This window comes from Deltaproteobacteria bacterium HGW-Deltaproteobacteria-2, assembly GCA_002840505.1.
Taxonomy (GTDB): domain Bacteria; phylum Desulfobacterota; class Syntrophia; order Syntrophales; family Smithellaceae; genus Smithella.
In genome coordinates this window covers 37,456-54,410 of the sequence record PHBC01000008.1, presented here as the reverse complement: position 1 = coordinate 54,410, position 16,955 = coordinate 37,456, and the positions used below count along the sequence as shown (strand labels likewise).

Genomic DNA, 16,955 nt, shown 5'->3' with positions numbered 1-16,955 from the left:
CTCCACGATTATCTTAATAATTCTATGTTCATTTAGCGAGGTAGTAGTAACGATTCAAATCGAAAAGTCCCGAATTTACGGGCTCATCCTCATAAAATCGTTTTTGAAACCAGTCATACGTATCCCATAGCCGGTCTTCTGCGCGATTGACGCCGTATTTGGCCAGTCGATCAAAAGCTTTCGGGCTTTTATCAAAATGGGCCAGGATATCAAAAAAGTCGGGCAGGTCTTCTTCCCGGACGTCAAAAAAATAGTTGGGATAGGATCCGATGAGCCCGGAAATAAAATCGGCGCTGTCCTTTGATACATCGAGCTGGGCCTTTTCACCGAACAGATGGGTAACATTGCTGTGCCATTGATTGATCACGATGGAGATGGCCAGGTCTTTTCCATTTTTCAGGCGGATTCTCATATAGGCGATTTTGATATTGTAATCATTCATCAATAAGAAAAACGGCGTGCCGGGTTTGGATATGGCACGAAAAGCCTTGAGGTATTCATTGGTCGTTTCGTATTGATCAGGCAATCCGGGATAGGCAACATCGCCCCGCTCATAGTTCACGGCATCAAAGGCGATATTTGTTGCAGGCAAAATGTGCCGGTTCACAATGTATTCGATGAACTCACGGTTTGGTTCGTTCGTCACAAAGGAAATTTTTGCCGGCAGGGTGGAAGAATAGTAATCAATCTTTTTGAGATCAATGTCCTTATACCACGATTGCATGAATTCCTGCCGCCTGGACGCGGGCAGAAAATCCAGAAAGTAACTCTCGCCTTCAACGCGCAACTGATCCATGTAGAGCCGCAGTGCCAGTTGATGGCCGGCCGTGCCGTACACATCAAACCCGGCAACCAGTGCATAATAGATACGTTCCAGCAGAGGGTAGTCCACCACCCACATAGTTTGCGGCAGATTTCCCAGTACCCCTTTATGCACGGATGCGCTGTCAAAATGGCGATAGACCGTAAGCAGGGGCGCATCTGCGGCCATGTTTCCCTTCCATATAAATTCATAGCCAAGACCGGCGTAGTTATGCGTCGTGTAATAATCCTGCCTCGCTTTATAAAACTCAACGGCGTCCTTTTTATATTTGTCGGTCAACGCGTTAAAAACGCGCATGTCACTGCCGACTTCAATCGGCATGCGTAATTTGTCGCTGTGCATCTTCAGAAAGGCCGGATTCGCCGCGCTCAGATCGTGATCGGGATCAACGAACATGATCCAGAAATGATCATTGATCACATTGAGGGCAATCTGACCTTTACAGACCGGACCATGGATGAAAGTCATGATGATATAATGTACATTATCCAACAGGAACTGGTAGCGCGAACGCGGAGGAATCTGTTCAAACGCGACAAAAGGATTGGCGCTCATTTTCACGTCATATCCTATAGTATGCGGGGTTTGCAACCATTCAGGCTGGATAAAAAGCTCCTCGATGCGACGCATTTTGGCGTCATCAAGCTCAAATACCATATGGGTTTTTTCGACGATCGTGGAGTGAATCTTCCGGAAACGATAGTATATCCGCGGGACACCCGGGTCATCATAAGGGCGCACGGTGGCGACCAGATCAGCAGGCTCGCCGGGCGGAGTCTTCGAGCGGAAAAGCTCGTAGTATTCATTAGTCTGTGTTCCGAATTTAATGTGGGCCAGAAACAGATGCTCATAAAGATAGCGAGCGGTCATGGCATGCTTGGCGTCGTCGAGGTTAAGAAATGTTTCCCACTGTTTTATGGCCACAGCATCGCTTGCTTTCGGTGTGATTAACGCCTTCTGCTGGACGGCATCAGGACCCTTAGCGCCCTGCACCAGCCAGCCCGCAATGATAGCGAATTCTTCGGGCTTGAGCGCGGGAAATCCGAAGGGCATACCGTTGTTCGGATGTTTTTCCAGGTACCCTGCAAGTTCGTCGGTGTTTTCGGAACAGGTCAGATCGTTGGCTTCAGAGCGGTACTCTCCTACGCTTTTCGGGTTTTTTATCTTGTGGGAAAGGATCTCGATCATGATGGAATCATTCAACTCGCCTGATACTTTGCTATCGGTCACGCTGAAGAATTCTTTCTGACGCCACTCCTCAGTCGATTGAGCGTCCGTAAAAAGACGCGTTGGATCCATGGATCTCAGTCGTGAGCCATTGTAAACAGCTCTTTTCGATGCGCCGCGGTCGGTGCCTTCAAAAGAATCGAGCTTGAGCTGGCACGGGGAATTGTAACAGGAATGGCATACAGCACAGCGCTTGTCTAACAGCGGTTTTACCTCTGTCATATAATCTATATGTCTTGTCGGAATCTGGAAAACCACCGGCGGCAGTGTTTTCGTCGCACATGCGATAAAGATGCCTATCATCACTAAACTGAACGCTATTCTATATTTCATGGATTATTCTTCCTAAGTAAGCTAATAAGCCTGTCCACTTCCCGTGTTCTATTGCCGACATACCTTAGCCTTTTCCATACTATTTATTAAACGCAAGAGTCCGGATTGATGTAAAACATCTTTCCGGACTCTTAACCCGATAACCAGATGCTGCTATCGCACGACAATTTCAAAAAGAACTCTCATGTTTGACTTTGCTGCTTTCGAGTAAAGCTCTTTAGGCGCTGCTTCGTAACTTGCCGGATCTGACTCGCCATAGCCGATCATGGTAAGTCTGCCTTCTGAGATGAGGCCTTCGCTGACAAGATAATCCTCAACCGCTTTTGCTCTTCTTTCGCTTAACTTCTGGTTGTAGGCTTCAGTGCCGGAAGCAGAGGTATATCCTGCAATGCGGACATGAGCATTAGGATTATCTTTCAGAACCTGGATATTCCTTTTCAGGATCGTCCGCGCTTCCGGTTTAAGCGTCGACTTATCGAAATCGAAATGTATGTCCTCAAACGCAAGGACAATAACCTTCGGCTCGGCTGCGGCAGCCACAACCTTTTGCTCGACCCTTGGTTCAGAAGCAAGGATGACAACCTTTTCTGGCGCAGCCGCGGTAGAACATTTTACCGGACATCCATATTCATCCCGACACATATGGGCACACCCAAACATCAAACTCATGGAGAACACGGCAATTATGAACATGAGCACTCTCTTTGCTGTTATCACTTTCATTTTTAAACCTCCTGTTTAATTTTTTGTTTGCACATCCAGAATATTTCCTTAAGAAATCATGTTTCTCTACCTTCTTCCTCTTTCATGGTTTCCCTGTTGTTGTTGCTGTTGTGATCGCTTTCGGGCACCCCTCGAACTCTGGACACCCCAATTATTTTGTTTCTGCCAATGCCTATTTCGTTCCCATGTTCTCCAGTTCCGCTGAACTTGATCGTGGGGGACTCTTTGTTGATTCCATTCACGCCCTCTCCAGCGACTCTCTCTGTAGTCATTCCTCCAACCGGAGGGTACGCTGCGATGAAAAGATGGACGCCCACGATAATGGCGCCAGCCGGCGTCATAGCTCCGCGAACGATACCAGCGGCCTTCCCAAGGACGCCACCACCAACCACCATAGAAGAAGATGTCCGCGTCCACGTCAGGCACGGCATAAACATTCGTCTGAGGTATTACAACCAGATGGGGCGGCCCCGGAAATGCGATGGGCGGCAGAGAAATACCGACATTTACACGCACCTCTGCCATCGCCGGCGCAGGCAATACAATGACCAGCGCCAAAAATAATGTTCCAAAAAATAACTTTTTCATTTTTTTGTCTCCTTTACACATTAGAAGTTTTGTCTATCTTTAAGTCTTTTCTGCTTCTCGCAACCAGCAGCACAATGCCGTCCACCAGCGCGACTCCTTTCTTATAAAACATCTTTTTGGAACATTAACCCGCTACTCCTATTACACGAATATTTCAAAAAGAACTCTCATGTTTAACTTCGCGGCCCTTGAATAAAGCTTTTCAGGAGCTGCTTCGCATCACGCGTAATACTCTCTTTTTATTTCTCACTGAAGAACCCCGCAGTAAGCCTGGGGTTCTTCAGTATTGTTAAGTTATTAGAAAAAGAATATTTACTTCTTGATTGTATAATCAACAGCTGCTTCCACTCGACGGTTCTGAGCACGACCTTCTGCAGTGGCATTATCAGCAATAGGTTTTTCCTCTCCGAAACCTTCTGTTGCTATACGATTTGAATCAATACCGTTTTTCTCAACCATGTAATTCTTGACAGCGTCAGCTCGTTCCTGGGAAAGGTTTTTATTATAAGCCTTTGTACCGACACTATCCGTATGTCCTTCGATCACGACTTTAAGATCGGGATAATCTTTCATCACTCCAGACAGATTATCGATGTCGTTGTAATAACCCTCCTTAATGGTTGATTTATCAAAATTAAATTTTACATCCAGCGTCTGTCTGCCTTTTTCAATAATGACTGGCTTGGGAGGAGGAGGAGGAGGAGGAGGAGGAGGAGGAGGAGGAGGAGGAGGTTCAACCTTTTGTATGACTACGGGAGGAGGAGGTTCAGGTATGGGCTCGGGTACCGGTTCAGCCTTCGCCACAGGCTCAGGCTTTGCCGCGCCGCCGAACGCAAAAACTATTCCACCGGTAACTCCAATATTATGGTAGGTCTCCTGAAATATTTCGGTAACCATATAATCCTGAACATCGAATCTAAGAGCGATATTTTCCGTCAGCCAGATTTTCGCTCCTAAACCAACATTAAAGGCAGACATGTCTCCGCCATTTGATATCGATGGACTATAGTGGGCTCCTCCGAATCCGACAACGATAAAGGGATTGAATCTGCCATCGGGAATTAAGTGAAGGACGGCATTAATATTATACTTATAAAAATCCACTTTATCCATGGGATATCCGAACTGTCCTTCCGTGTTATCCAATTTTGCCTTATCATCAAGATTAGTTCGTATAAATTCCCCACCGACTTCAACACCAAAATACCTCGTGAAATTGTAGCCAAGCCGACCACCATATATTACCGCGTCTTTCAGATTCTGACTGTTTTGGAAGAAGTTGTATCCGATGAACGGATTCACTTCAAAACTTCCGGCCCTTATCTCGGAGCGAACAGATAAGGGTAATAAAAAAACAAAGACAGCTATTATCATTGCTGTACGATACATTGATTTCATTGTAGTCCTCCTTTATATTGTCGCGTTTAGCTGCTGCCCCTGCGGCTCTTCAAATAAGCCGCAGGAGACATCTTAGTGCTCAAAGAACGAAGCGTTGCAGCAAGGCAAAAGGAGAGCGGATGAATTATGATAAACAACCTGTCTTCCCTTTTGCCTGCTTTCATATCGAATACCTCATGCCTTACAGACCAGGTACGTTAACTGTACCGGCTCCGGCGCCCGAGAATGAAACCGCGGCACAGGTCGGCCCTGAAGTCAACAGTCTCCCATCTATGATTCCTGGGCCTGCGGAAGTCACCGAGATTGCTGTGGCAGCCAGTACGTTTCCGCTGAAGAGCGGTGCTCCAAGTGTGGCTGAACTGCCGACCACCCAAAAGACGTTTTTCGCCTGGGCATTGTTCAGGAGGATAATATTTCCAAGCGGCCCCGTGGTGGTCAAGGTGCTGCTAGGTGAATAGAAGATCCAGACCGCATTAGCGTCGCCCTGGGCATCGAGTGTAACAGGGGTACTGATCGCAATCGAAGACCCGGACGTATAGGCGCCGGCGTAGAAGACCCCGGGGTTACCGTCTCCGAACGCGGTTTCTGCGCCAAGATCGCTTGTTGGTATCACGGTACCCGATGCTCCCACGGTTTGTGCGGCCAGAAACGCGGTATACGCTTCGTTGACGGCAGTGGCCGATGTCGTATCGCCGGCAACCGGAAGGTCCGAAGCAAATATCGTCCCGTTCACGATTCCGGGTGTGGCAGGAGAGCCGCCGCCAACCCAATTGGTTACAGAAGTGCTCGTCAGTGTTGTCCCGATATTTCCGTTAACCGTGGTTCCGGTCCCCACTGTACTACCGCTGATCGCGGCGCAGGAAAGAGCTCCGAACGTCTCGACCGTCGCTCCAAGAGGTATCGTCGCTATACAAAGCCCTGTCGCTGGAGCTACGGTAAATGTCCATGTGTAGTCAGCTGCCAGTTGGTCGCCAGGAATAGCTGTGTCTTCAACCCCGGCAGGGGCGGCCCCGCTTTTAATTGTGACCGTATAAAGACCCGGAGTGAGAGGGGCGGCGGGCTTAAAGGTCGCAATGAGACCTGTGCTATCAACAGTCCGGCCATCGATTGCCGCTGCTGCGACGACTGGTCCACTCACCCCCGGTCCCGTCACGATGAAAGTTGCCGCAGTGACCGTTAGAGGGTTAATCTTTAGTAAAGGATCAGGCACGGTGAAGGTCGCGCTGATGCTCGAGCTGGGACATACAGACGGGGCAGTATCAACAGGGAAGACCGAAGCCACTGTTATATTTGCCGCCGGTATGGGAGCGTCTGCGGTGGTAAAGCTCCATATGTAGGCACTTGCCGCGGGCAAGGCGGCTTGATTGCCCGCAAGTTGATTGCCTATCACGTCGGTGGCCGCGGTGGTAATAGTGACAGTATAGGTCTTGCTGGCCTCAAGCAGTGTTGGTACCGGCGTTGGCGTGAAGACCATGGTTTTACTGCCTACTGCGTAGCTTACAGTGCCGGCGAGAGTGGCACCATTCACGCAAGACGGCGTACATGTCACCGTGACAGTACCGGCTGCCTGAATCGATGCCTGGTCCATTTCCTCAGTAAAAAGTGCCGTAATTAATGTGTTGGTCGGCACGCCAGTAGTTGGACCGGGAACTGTCGTGGCAGGAACGGTGGAAAACACTCTGGGTCTGGTGGTGTCTACCGGAATACCTGGTGTTGGTAACCAATGACCGGTTTGACCGTTACTTCCGCATCCTGTAATTAAAACACCCAGGATTAACATCATAAAGGCAAGACAAACTTGCAGAGCTTTAAATCTTTTCATATAACCCCCTTTCAAAGTCATTAATTTTACAATTGCTTTCTGTTAGCTTTCGAATACCTATCTCCTTCATTATTCCTCCCTCTGAAAATAATTTTGTATCTTTCGTTAAGTTATAATCTGCTTCCCCAAAAAATAAGAAGAACTCGCGCTTGGGGTAAAATTAAAAGTATAATGTGGTGAAAAGCAAATAGTCTGCCAATACATGCGAATGAATAATAATTATTGATTAATCATATAATACCAGTTGCTTAGATCAGTGGGACAGAACAGTGGAAAAGCATGATATGATTTGTTTGCCCTCAGTATTTGGTGGGACCTCAGTATATTGAGGGGTTCTTTGAAAGGAGGTAGACAGCCTGCTAATCTTGTTTGAATTGAGAAAATAAGAAAAACAATATAACAGAAATAAGTGCTTGTTGGGTTTGCTGCTACGCTTTAAAGAAGACAGCACAATAAATTAGCGATTACTGATGGAAATATGAGTAAAAAGAAGAACCCCGCAGTAAGCCACGGGGTTCTTTATTGTTGTTAATTCTTCAGAAGCGGAAAATTTACTTCTCGATTCTATAATCGACAGCCGCTTCTACGCGACGATTCTGAGCACGACCTTCACTGGTATCGTTTGAAGCAACAGGTTGTTTCTCACCAAAACCAATCGCCTTGATACGATTTGCATCAATACCGTTTTTCTCAACCATGTAATTCTTTACAGCGTCAGCTCTTTCCTGGGAAAGTTTTTCATTGTAAGCATCAGAACCAATGCTGTCGGTGTGTCCTTCGATTGCAACGTTAAGATCGGGATATTGTTTCATCACTCCAGCCAGATTATCGATGTCTTGATAGTAACCTTTCTTAATGGTTGATTTATCAAAATCGAATTCGACATTAAGTGTCTGCCTGCCTTTTTCAATAATAACTGGCTTGGGAGCTGGTGCCGGAGGAGGAACCACAACCGGAGCTGGTTCTGGAACTGGTTCCGGAACTGGTGCAGATGCGACTACTGGTTTAGCACAGTAGGAGGGATCTGTTTTACAGGTACAATTAGGGATCCTTTCATCCACAGTAATAGCGGGTAAAGCACCGGCTCTGGCTGGTGCCGTAGCTGGGGCGTTACCATCGCTAATCCTATCATCCACAACTAGAGCGGGCAACCCACCGGCCCTGACTTCTGCCTGCACGGCTGAGGTGAAAGTGATCAACATCATGACGACAACTAACATAAATATTTTTTTCATAAATTCCTCCTGTTTGTCTGGTTAATATTCTTTTATTTATGAGACTCAAATTTTAAAAGTGAAACGCATTAAAATTTGTAAGTCGAACAATCCCGCCAAAGGCGGGACAAATCTATTCAGGTTTATATTTAAACGATATTCTTAATTTCGCCCGATACTCCACAACTTTTCCTTTTTTCACGCCCTCATCCCTTAAATATCCGTCGTCTGAAATTCCCATCGATAGTTACAGCCAAGTGGGGTGTTATCTGATAATCTCTTGGCATACTTGGTAATAGTCACCGTAAACGTGGTACCTTTCGCGAGGACTGCTGTTGGCTTAAAGGTCGCTATTGTGTTTGTGACATCCATTTCGACGGTACCTTCTATGGGGATTCCGGGGTAGTCATTATCATAGAGGGTAAACGTCTCCACCTCTGGGCTTCCGGGAGTGGTCACTTCGATCGTCGTCGGATCCATCGCCTCACTGAAGGTAGCCGTAATCCATGTATCGATCGCCACATCCACGGCACCAGTAGCGGGATCTGCCGAATCCACCTTGGGTCCCGTTTCACCACATGTTCCGGGGAGGACCGAATCGAATGGGGCTGTTATCAGCGCGGCCTCATCACTACTTCCACATCCTGTAAATAAAAAAATACTCACTGCTAACATAATTAACGTAAAAAAAGCCTGCTGGGTCTTAAATCTTTTCATATTATCTCCTTTCAAAGTTATTAAATTGCAATTGCTGATTATTAATCTTCTGTTACTTATCTCCTTCATTATTTTGCTCCTAAAAAACTTTTAGTAGCCTTCGGTAATTTATAATCCTCTCCTAAAAAACAAACAGGAACTCGCTTGAAGGTTAAGATTAAAAAGTATCTTTATAGATGTATGAGCAAATAGCCTGCCAATGGCTCAAGAAGAATCATAATTTTGAATTAATCACTTAATAACAGGTGGATAGATTAACAAAGGAAAAGAGCGTGAAAGCATGAGATGATTCGTCTGGCCTCAGTATTTGGTAGAACCTCAGTATGCTGAGGGGAAAATTTAAGAAAGAATATAAAAGATAGAATACAGAATACAGGAGTCAGAATAAAAAATATTCTGCATTCTGACTTCTAGATCCCGCTACCAGATAAGCGGAACCGTAGCAATGATCGCACTTCCGGCTTCTTGAGCAGGCCCTAAAGGCTTAACGTCAATTTGATCCATGTTAATTAAGGGTCGTCCTCCCGGCGGGTCTCTGTAAGTGACAACATTATCAACAATTGTGATTAATCCCTTGAATTCCCATCCGCTATTTACGGTATGGCGCTTGAATGAAAACAGGTCCAACCAGAAATTACCTATTCGATTTACATATAATTTGCTGGGCGAAATCTGGTAGGCCGTACACCGGTCCTTACTCTCGATGCATTTTTGAATGCCAATATCCAAATCTTCCTTTTTAATAGAGGGATTGGGCAAGAATAGATTGATAACCTCCGTGACATTCATTATCTTGATATTTGGTGTTAAATAAGGATCGAACCCTAATCTTTTCAGATCACTCACCGTGGTTACTCCGGGATTAATTTTATCATAGGTCAATTTGGCACCATTGAAATCCTGCCAGGGTGATTCAGTCGTTATCGTGCTGTGCGGCAAAAGAGCGGCGCATCCGGTAAACATCAACAATAAAACGATCATGAATAGTGCATTGCAGTATGTTTTCATCATTTTCCACCTCCCTTCGCTTGCTCTTTATAATTGCAAATGGCTTGCCAATAGCAGAAGAAAAATAAAAATATTTAATTATTTATTTAATAACGGATGGTTAGATTAACAAAAGAGACCGGTTTAAAAGGATGGATTTATACGTTTGGCCTCATTATTTGGTGGAGCCTCAGCATGTTGAGGGATGCATTGAATTGTTCTTAACTCTGTAATTCAGAATAAATACTGTGGTTCCTTTTCTTCTTAGCCTGGTACATGAGTTGGTCTACGCGCTGAACGAACGCTTTCATCTCTTCATTCGGCATGTACTGAGCAAAACCGATACTCGCTGTTATATAAACATTTTGACCCGATATCGGGGAAAAGGCCTTTTCCATTAATTCCGTTTGTATTCTTTCCGCCATTATCGTTCCATCTTCGATTGTGGTCATCGGCAATATGATTGTAAATTCCTCGCCGCCATAACGATAGGCAGAATCGCTCTCGCGCAGGCATTTTTTCAACAGTTTGCCTATTTGAGACAACACACTGTCCCCTTCAATATGGCCGTATGAGTCGTTGAACTCCTTGAATTTGTCGATATCCATAAGTAGAATGGTCAGAGGATGTTTATAGCGGTTCGACCGCTCTGTTTCTATTTTGAGCTGAGCATAAAAATGCCTGGAATTATAAAGCTGCGTGAGGTCATCGATTATGCTCAGTTCCCTGTATCGTTTTTCGCTTTCCCGCAGCGCTTTCAACGCTTCTTTACGTTCGGTGATATCGCGAATATTGCACTGAATTACCCTGGTATTGCCCTCTGCATAGACATTACTGACGAATTCAACATTGGCAAGCCGTCCATCAATGGTTTCCAAAGGCAAATTATCATAACGGATATACTCCTGGCTCTGCAATTCCAGAAATTTGTTGCGATTGGGAATAATATCCTTAAATGGCCCCAGTTCCCACACAGCCTTCTCTATGAATTGCTCACGCGAATAACCCAGCAGCTCAATCAGAAATGGATTAACGTCAACAATTTTTCCCGTTTCGCAATCAAGGATAAGAATCCCATCTTTTGCTGACTCAAAAAGCCGCCTGTACCGGACTTCCGAAGCGTTCAGTAACTCTTGGGCCTGCTTATGCTTATTTTTAATTTCTGCCTCTTCCAGTGCTCTGGATATGGCCGGGCAAAGACGGACCAGATTGGATTTCATGATATAATCTTTGGCGCCGAAACGCATACACTCTATGGCCGTTTCTTCACCGATCGTTCCGGATACAACGATGAGAGGAATGTCAACATTTGCTTCCTTCAATACATGAATGGCTGAAGGAGCATTAAATCCGGGCATTATATAATCGCAAAGAATAATGTCCCATTTCTTCTCTTGAATGGCTTTTTTCATTGCGACAGCGTTGGCCACCCGGTCATACACCGGATTGTATCCGCCCTTTTTAAGTTCACGGATTAAAAGCAGCGCATCATCTTCCGAGTCTTCAACGATTAATACCCGGAGTTCTTTACCCTTCATTGGATTGCCCTCTTTGTGTTGGTATTGAAATGCTTTTTAAATTAATTGCTCCGGCCACCCTTTCTCTTCAACCTTCCCGTTCTATTTTTTTGCCAGTTGTCTTGCCCAAAATGTCAGCCAGATGACGACAAATATCATCATGACGACGCCAAGCTTATAGGCTACCATCGCCCACAACCAGATACTGCGGATTTCCTGCCAGGTAACACCTTCACCCCAAAAGCAAAGCATTCCTGCCGGCTGCCTGGGTATAATTAACAAATAAGCACCCCATTGAATCAGCAGGAGACAGTAGGCGATTAAAACAGTCCACCATCCAGCCAACGCGGCCGTCCGCACTTTTTTTATAAATATTTCATCCATGATTTGCTCCTGTGTTTTATTCTAATTGGTTCAGACATTTCATTAAAAGGACTAAATGAATATTAACAGCAAATAGTAGGCCAATGGCTTAAAGTGAATTAGAAATTTTATTCATCTATTAATAATACGTGGTTAGATTAATAACAGGGAATTATAGGGACGTATGAAATGATTTGTTCGGCCTCAATATGCGGTGGCGCCTCAATATTTTGAGGGGTGAATTTAAGAAAGAATGTAAAAGATAGAATTCAGAATTCTGTCTCCTGTATTTTCGATTATTTTGAATTTTTTGTTTTCGGCCGCACGATATCCAGCTTATGCAGTCTCGCTCTTAACGTACTCGGATGGATGCCCAGTATAGCTGCGGCCCCATCCTTTCCCTCGATGCGCCATTTTGTTTCCGTAAGAATTTTTAGAATTTGTCCTCGCTCCATATCTTCCAGAGTTCTTATAGCGGATGAAAGTGTTGGAGATGAAATCTCCAGTTTATCCGCCAGCTGCAGAACCGGCCCGGGACACAATATTACGGCCCGTTCAATGACGCTTTCCAGTTCCCGAACGTTACCGGGCCACGGGTAATTCTGCAATTCCTCTATTGTCTCCCGCTTGATCGTCTTAATCTCTTTGCCCATTTTTCTGGAATACCGTTCTACAAAGGCCTGAACCATCAGTGGAATGTCATCTTTGCGCAGCCTGAGTGGCGGAACAGTGATGGGGAAGACATTGAGCCGATAGTAAAGGTCCTGCCGAAACCGGCCATTGCGTACCTCTTCCTCAAGATTTCGATTGGTCGTCGCGATGATCCGCACATCTACTTTAACGGTCTGGGACGAGCCGAGGCGCTCAAACTCGCTATGCTGAATCACCCGGAGAAGCTTTGACTGCAAGTCCAGAGGCAGTTCTCCGATCTCGTCCAGGCAAATAGTGGAACCATTGGCAATCTCAAATCTACCAACCCGCCGGGAATCCGCCCCTGTAAAGGCTCCCTTCTCCCGACCGAACAATTCGCTCTCAATTAAATTACCCGGCAGAGCGGCGCAATTAACCGTGAATAAAGGCCTTTCCTTGCGGGGGCTCATATTATGGACGGCGGCAGCGATCAGTTCTTTTCCCGTGCCGGTTTCCCCGAGAATGAGGATGGTTGTGTTCGTCGGAGCAACTTGCTCGGCCCGATAGAGAACATACTTAAGACCATCACTTTGCCCGATAATATCCTCGAATTTATGTCTCATTTTATTTTCTTGACGGAAGTAGATATTCTCGGCCTCGAGCTGTTCCTTCATTGTTTTAATTTTAGACAGCGCTGATTGAAGATCGACGGTCCGTGCTTCCACCTTCTCTTCAAGCCCGTCATGGGCTTCTTTAAGAGCCTGTTCCGCTTTTTTGCGCTTGGTGATATCCCACGCATAGATACGCACGACTTTCAGCCGAGCAGGCGCAATGATGCTTTCGATAAACACTCTGCCGTTTATTTCCACCTCCACAAGTTCATATCGCCCCTCTTTTTCCTGTCCCAGCTTTTTTATGATGTCGGGCAGATTCCGCGGGAGAAGCAGGCGGCCATCTTCCGGGATGTTTAACTGCTTCGATACTTTAGCGGCTGCCGCGTTGCAGTAAATTATTTCTCCTTTCATATCTGTCTCAATGACCGGATTGGGATTGAGTTCGGGAAAGGAAGAAAGATGCTCTATCTTCTCGGCCGCCTTCTTGTGGCCGGTAATATCCATGATCATCGTCCGGATATCACCGGCTTTCTTTTCGGTATTTTCCTGCGCTATACTTTGAAGCTGCGCCCAGAAATTTGTGCCGTCTTTTTTCTTCAGCCGGATTTCACAGGTCTGTTCCCCCTCTTTTTGAAATACCGTTTGGCAATGTTTCAAAAAGTTTTCTTTGGAGTCTGCATCGGCAATAAAACCGGCAAAGGATTTATTTACCAGTCCCTGCCTCTCGACACCCATGAGTTTGGCGCCGGTAAGATTGACCTCCTTTATCCGTCCCTGGGCATCAAAGGTGAAATAACCGATAGGCGCAAAGTCATAGAGTTCAACATATTTATTGCGCGATAATTCGAGTTCCTCGCGGGCCTGCCTGAGCTCCGCATTCTGCATTTCCAACTCGATCTGGTGAACCTCAAGCTCGTGGACCAGTCTCTGGACATTTTCTTTGCTCTGAGGCAGCGGCAGTTGCGCCTTCTTCGCGCGCAACCGCTCTTCGGCCTGACGGCGAAGTCCGTCTACTGTTGACTTGCTTTTATCTTTGGTGGCGCCCATGACTGCTCCTTTTTTATCCTCCGCCGGCGGAGGTGTCCCGATGTGTCATCGGGACGGAGGTGGATAAAGGACTTTCAAGCTGTAACCGATAAACATTACAGCCACGTTAAAAAGTCCACCCCCTTAATCCCCCGCCAGCGGGGGACAGCTTTCTTTATTCTATTTCCTGTATTATGCATTCTATCTGCTATCTTCATTTTTTAACTTGCCAATCTCTTCCCTCAGTTCGGCTTCCAGCGACTTGGTCGCGGTAATATTCGAAAAGGTGATCACCACGCCGCCGATGACGTCATCCATGGTACGGTAGGGCATAATGCGCACTGAAAACCAGCGCCCGTCGGCCGTGGCAACCTGCTTTTCCGAAAAGACCAGCGTGCGCAGCACTTCCCGTGCTTCCTCGGTCATTTTGGGATAGAGCAGGTCGCTGACGATATCGGAGAGCGGCCGTCCCACGTCTCCCGGAATCAGTTTGAAGATTTTGTCCGCCCCGGGCGTAAAGCGCCGGACATGGAGGTCGTTGTCTAAAAACACAGTGACGATTTCCGTGCTGTTGAGGAGATTCCTCATATCGTCGTTTATTTTAAAGAGCTCTTCCATCTTGGATTGCTGCTCAGCGTTGACCGTCTGCAATTCTTCGTTCATGGATTGCATTTCTTCCCGGGAGGTGGTCAGCTCTTCATTGGTGGACTGCAACTCTTCGTTGGTGGATTGAAGTTCTTCATTGGCTGATTTGAGTTCTTCCTGCGAAGATTGCATTTCTTCGCGGGTTGTCTGAAGCTCTTCGCGCAGATGTCTCAGTTCCTGCTCCAGTTCCAGAACCCGGGCATGACCGGCAGGCGCGGTCTTTGCGCCAACCTTCGATTTCTTTGCCGGAGATGTTTCCACGTCGGTAAAAACGATCATGACCATTCCCCGCAGCGCCTCCGGCTCCTGAATAAACTTGACGGTGATATCGACTGTATGCGTGCCGCCGTTTTCATCCACCGTAAGATCCTTGGCGGTGACCGTTCCTTTTTGTCTGAGGGCCTTCTGGAAAGCGCTGCCGAGATCAAAACGGAGCCCTTCCCGGGCCATGGCAAAAATATTCCAGTTGGCCTTGCCGGCAGCCGGCTCCAGATATTTGCCTGTCCTTCCGCTGATATAAAGGATGTCCCCTTTCTCGTTCACCAGAACGGCGGGCGGGGAAAAGCGCTGCAGAAGTAATTGGTCGGCTAATGATTGCAGATTCGTTGCAGGTTTCAACATCGTTAACTCCTTGGAAACTCCCGACTTGGCGGGAGAAAATGAAACAGGGAATATCTGTGTTTCTGCCGGCAGGACTGATTCGAGTCTCCGGAAAATCCGTGTCTTGATGTTAAGAGGCGCAAATAGATGGGTGAAAGTGCTGATGGTCTCCGAACTTCCCAGAAACAGGATGCCGCCAGGGTTCAGGCTATAATGAAAAAGCTGCAGGAGCTTTTTTTGCAGCTCCGGCGTCAAATAAATTAAAAGGTTGCGGCAAACAAGGATATCCAGCTTGGTAAAGGGCGGGTCCATGACGATATTCTGAGTGGCGAAAGTCACCATTTCCCGAATCTCCTTCACGATCTGGTAGCCGCCTTCTACCTTGTTAAAAAAACGCTTCAGTCGCCCGGGGGTTATGTCCGCGACGATATTAGCCGGATAGAATCCCTGCCTTGCTTTGTCTATCGTTTCGCGATCGAGGTCGGTAGCAAAGATATGCAGTTTAAAATTTTGGGCCGGTTTAATCTGTTCGACGGCTTCTTTGAAGGCCATCGCCAGCGAATACGCTTCTTCTCCGGTCGAACAGCCCGCCGACCAGGCCCGCAGAGTTTGTCGGGCTTCGCGGGTTTTCAGCAGCGCCGGGATAACCTTCAGACGCAGATGTTCCCATGCCGCATCGTCACGAAAAAAGCTGGTCACGCCGATCAGAAGCTCCTTAAAGAGAAGCTCAACTTCCTGCGAATTCTCCTGCAGGTAGCGGACATAAGACGCGATCCGGTTGATCTTGTGAATGCTCATGCGCCGTTCGATCCGGCGGTAAACGGTGTTCTTTTTGTACATGGAAAAATCATGGCCGGTCTTGGAGCGAAGGAGAATGAAGACTTTCTCCAGAGCGCTTTGGTCCTTCTCCTCCATGGGCATTCCATTTTTGGCAATGAAGATAGTGTGGTTCAGATAGTCGATAATCTTTCCGGGCAAATCCGCCGCTGGAGCGATGATGTCGGCAAGACCTGCCGTAATGGCGCTGCGGGGCATGCTGTCGAACTTGGCCGAGGCAGGTTCCTGCACCAGCGTCACGCCCATCTTTTCTTTGATAGCGCGTAATCCCATCGTACCGTCCGAACCCATGCCGGAGAGGATGACGCCTATGCTGTGTTCCTGACAGTCATCGGCCAGGGAGCGCAAAAAGAAATCAATCGGGAGGCGCAGACCGCGTGGCGCCGTCGGCTGGAACAGATGCAGTACTCCGTGCAGAATGGACATGTCCTTGTTGGGGGGAATAACATAAACGCAGTTTGGCTTGACCCGCATTCCATCTTTGACCTGAAAAATCTCCATCGAGGTGGCGCGCTTAAGCAATTCGTGCATCATACCCTTGTGGGTCGGATCCAGATGCTGGACGATGATAAAAGCGACGCCGCTGTTTGCGGGAACATGCCGCAGGAACTGTTCGATGGCTTCCAGTCCGCCTGCGGACGCACCGATACCGGCTATGGGAAAAAGAAAATCTTTTTGGGGCCGCGCCAGTGTATCTTTTGGTAAGCCGGAAATTTTTTTCTGCGCTTTGTTACCTCTCAAGGGAATACTGAAAAGAGTAACGGAGGTTCCCTTCGTTAAGTTATCTGTACGGTTTATCCGGGTAAGGGGAGATTTATCCCTTTTATGATCTTTTTTTACTGTTTTTGCTTGTTTTTTCATGGTGATAGACATACCAGAATTTTCTTAAAT

The 16,955-nt window shown here is 46.9% G+C and carries 12 protein-coding genes; all 12 read right to left on the bottom strand.

Annotated features, from left to right (window positions below):
* Positions 1 to 28 precede the first annotated feature (28 nt).
* Positions 29 to 2,383: a peptidylprolyl isomerase gene (locus tag CVU62_14020; GenBank protein ID PKN36629.1), complete on the bottom strand. Its 2,355-nt coding sequence runs from the start codon at positions 2,381 to 2,383 to the stop codon at positions 29 to 31.
* Between the two features lie 153 nt (positions 2,384 to 2,536).
* Positions 2,537 to 3,106: a hypothetical protein gene (locus tag CVU62_14015; protein PKN36628.1), complete on the bottom strand. Its 570-nt coding sequence runs from the start codon at positions 3,104 to 3,106 to the stop codon at positions 2,537 to 2,539.
* Between the two features lie 56 nt (positions 3,107 to 3,162).
* Positions 3,163 to 3,501 (bottom strand): hypothetical protein, encoded by a 339-nt coding sequence (locus CVU62_14010; GenBank protein ID PKN36627.1) that lies wholly within the window; start codon positions 3,499 to 3,501, stop codon positions 3,163 to 3,165.
* A gap of 505 nt (positions 3,502 to 4,006) precedes the next feature.
* Entirely contained in the window at positions 4,007 to 5,092 is a 1,086-nt protein-coding gene (locus tag CVU62_14005) for a hypothetical protein (GenBank protein ID PKN36626.1), read from the bottom strand.
* A gap of 181 nt (positions 5,093 to 5,273) precedes the next feature.
* Complete coding sequence (locus tag CVU62_14000; protein PKN36625.1) at positions 5,274 to 6,935, bottom strand: hypothetical protein; 1,662 nt, start codon at positions 6,933 to 6,935, stop codon at positions 5,274 to 5,276.
* A 530-nt stretch (positions 6,936 to 7,465) separates the two neighbouring features.
* Positions 7,466 to 8,149 (bottom strand): hypothetical protein, encoded by a 684-nt coding sequence (locus tag CVU62_13995; GenBank protein ID PKN36624.1) that lies wholly within the window; start codon positions 8,147 to 8,149, stop codon positions 7,466 to 7,468.
* 192 nt (positions 8,150 to 8,341) lie between these two features.
* On the bottom strand, positions 8,342 to 8,914 hold the full coding sequence (locus tag CVU62_13990) for a hypothetical protein (protein ID PKN36623.1): 573 nt from the start codon (positions 8,912 to 8,914) through the stop codon (positions 8,342 to 8,344).
* Between the two features lie 351 nt (positions 8,915 to 9,265).
* Positions 9,266 to 9,856, bottom strand: a complete 591-nt coding sequence (locus CVU62_13985; protein ID PKN36622.1) for a hypothetical protein — start codon at positions 9,854 to 9,856, stop codon at positions 9,266 to 9,268.
* Positions 9,857 to 10,053: 197 nt separating this feature from the next.
* Complete coding sequence (locus CVU62_13980; GenBank protein PKN36621.1) at positions 10,054 to 11,370, bottom strand: hypothetical protein; 1,317 nt, start codon at positions 11,368 to 11,370, stop codon at positions 10,054 to 10,056.
* An 81-nt stretch (positions 11,371 to 11,451) separates the two neighbouring features.
* Complete coding sequence (locus CVU62_13975) at positions 11,452 to 11,733, bottom strand: hypothetical protein (protein PKN36620.1); 282 nt, start codon at positions 11,731 to 11,733, stop codon at positions 11,452 to 11,454.
* Positions 11,734 to 12,008: 275 nt separating this feature from the next.
* Positions 12,009 to 14,003 carry a hypothetical protein gene (locus CVU62_13970; GenBank protein ID PKN36619.1) on the bottom strand — a complete coding sequence of 665 codons (1,995 nt, stop codon included), beginning with the start codon at positions 14,001 to 14,003 and terminating at the stop codon, positions 12,009 to 12,011.
* 180 nt (positions 14,004 to 14,183) lie between these two features.
* A complete protein-coding gene (locus CVU62_13965; protein PKN36671.1) occupies positions 14,184 to 16,925 on the bottom strand; it encodes a chemotaxis protein CheB in 2,742 nt (913 codons plus the stop codon).
* Between the last annotated feature and the right edge of the window lie 30 nt (positions 16,926 to 16,955).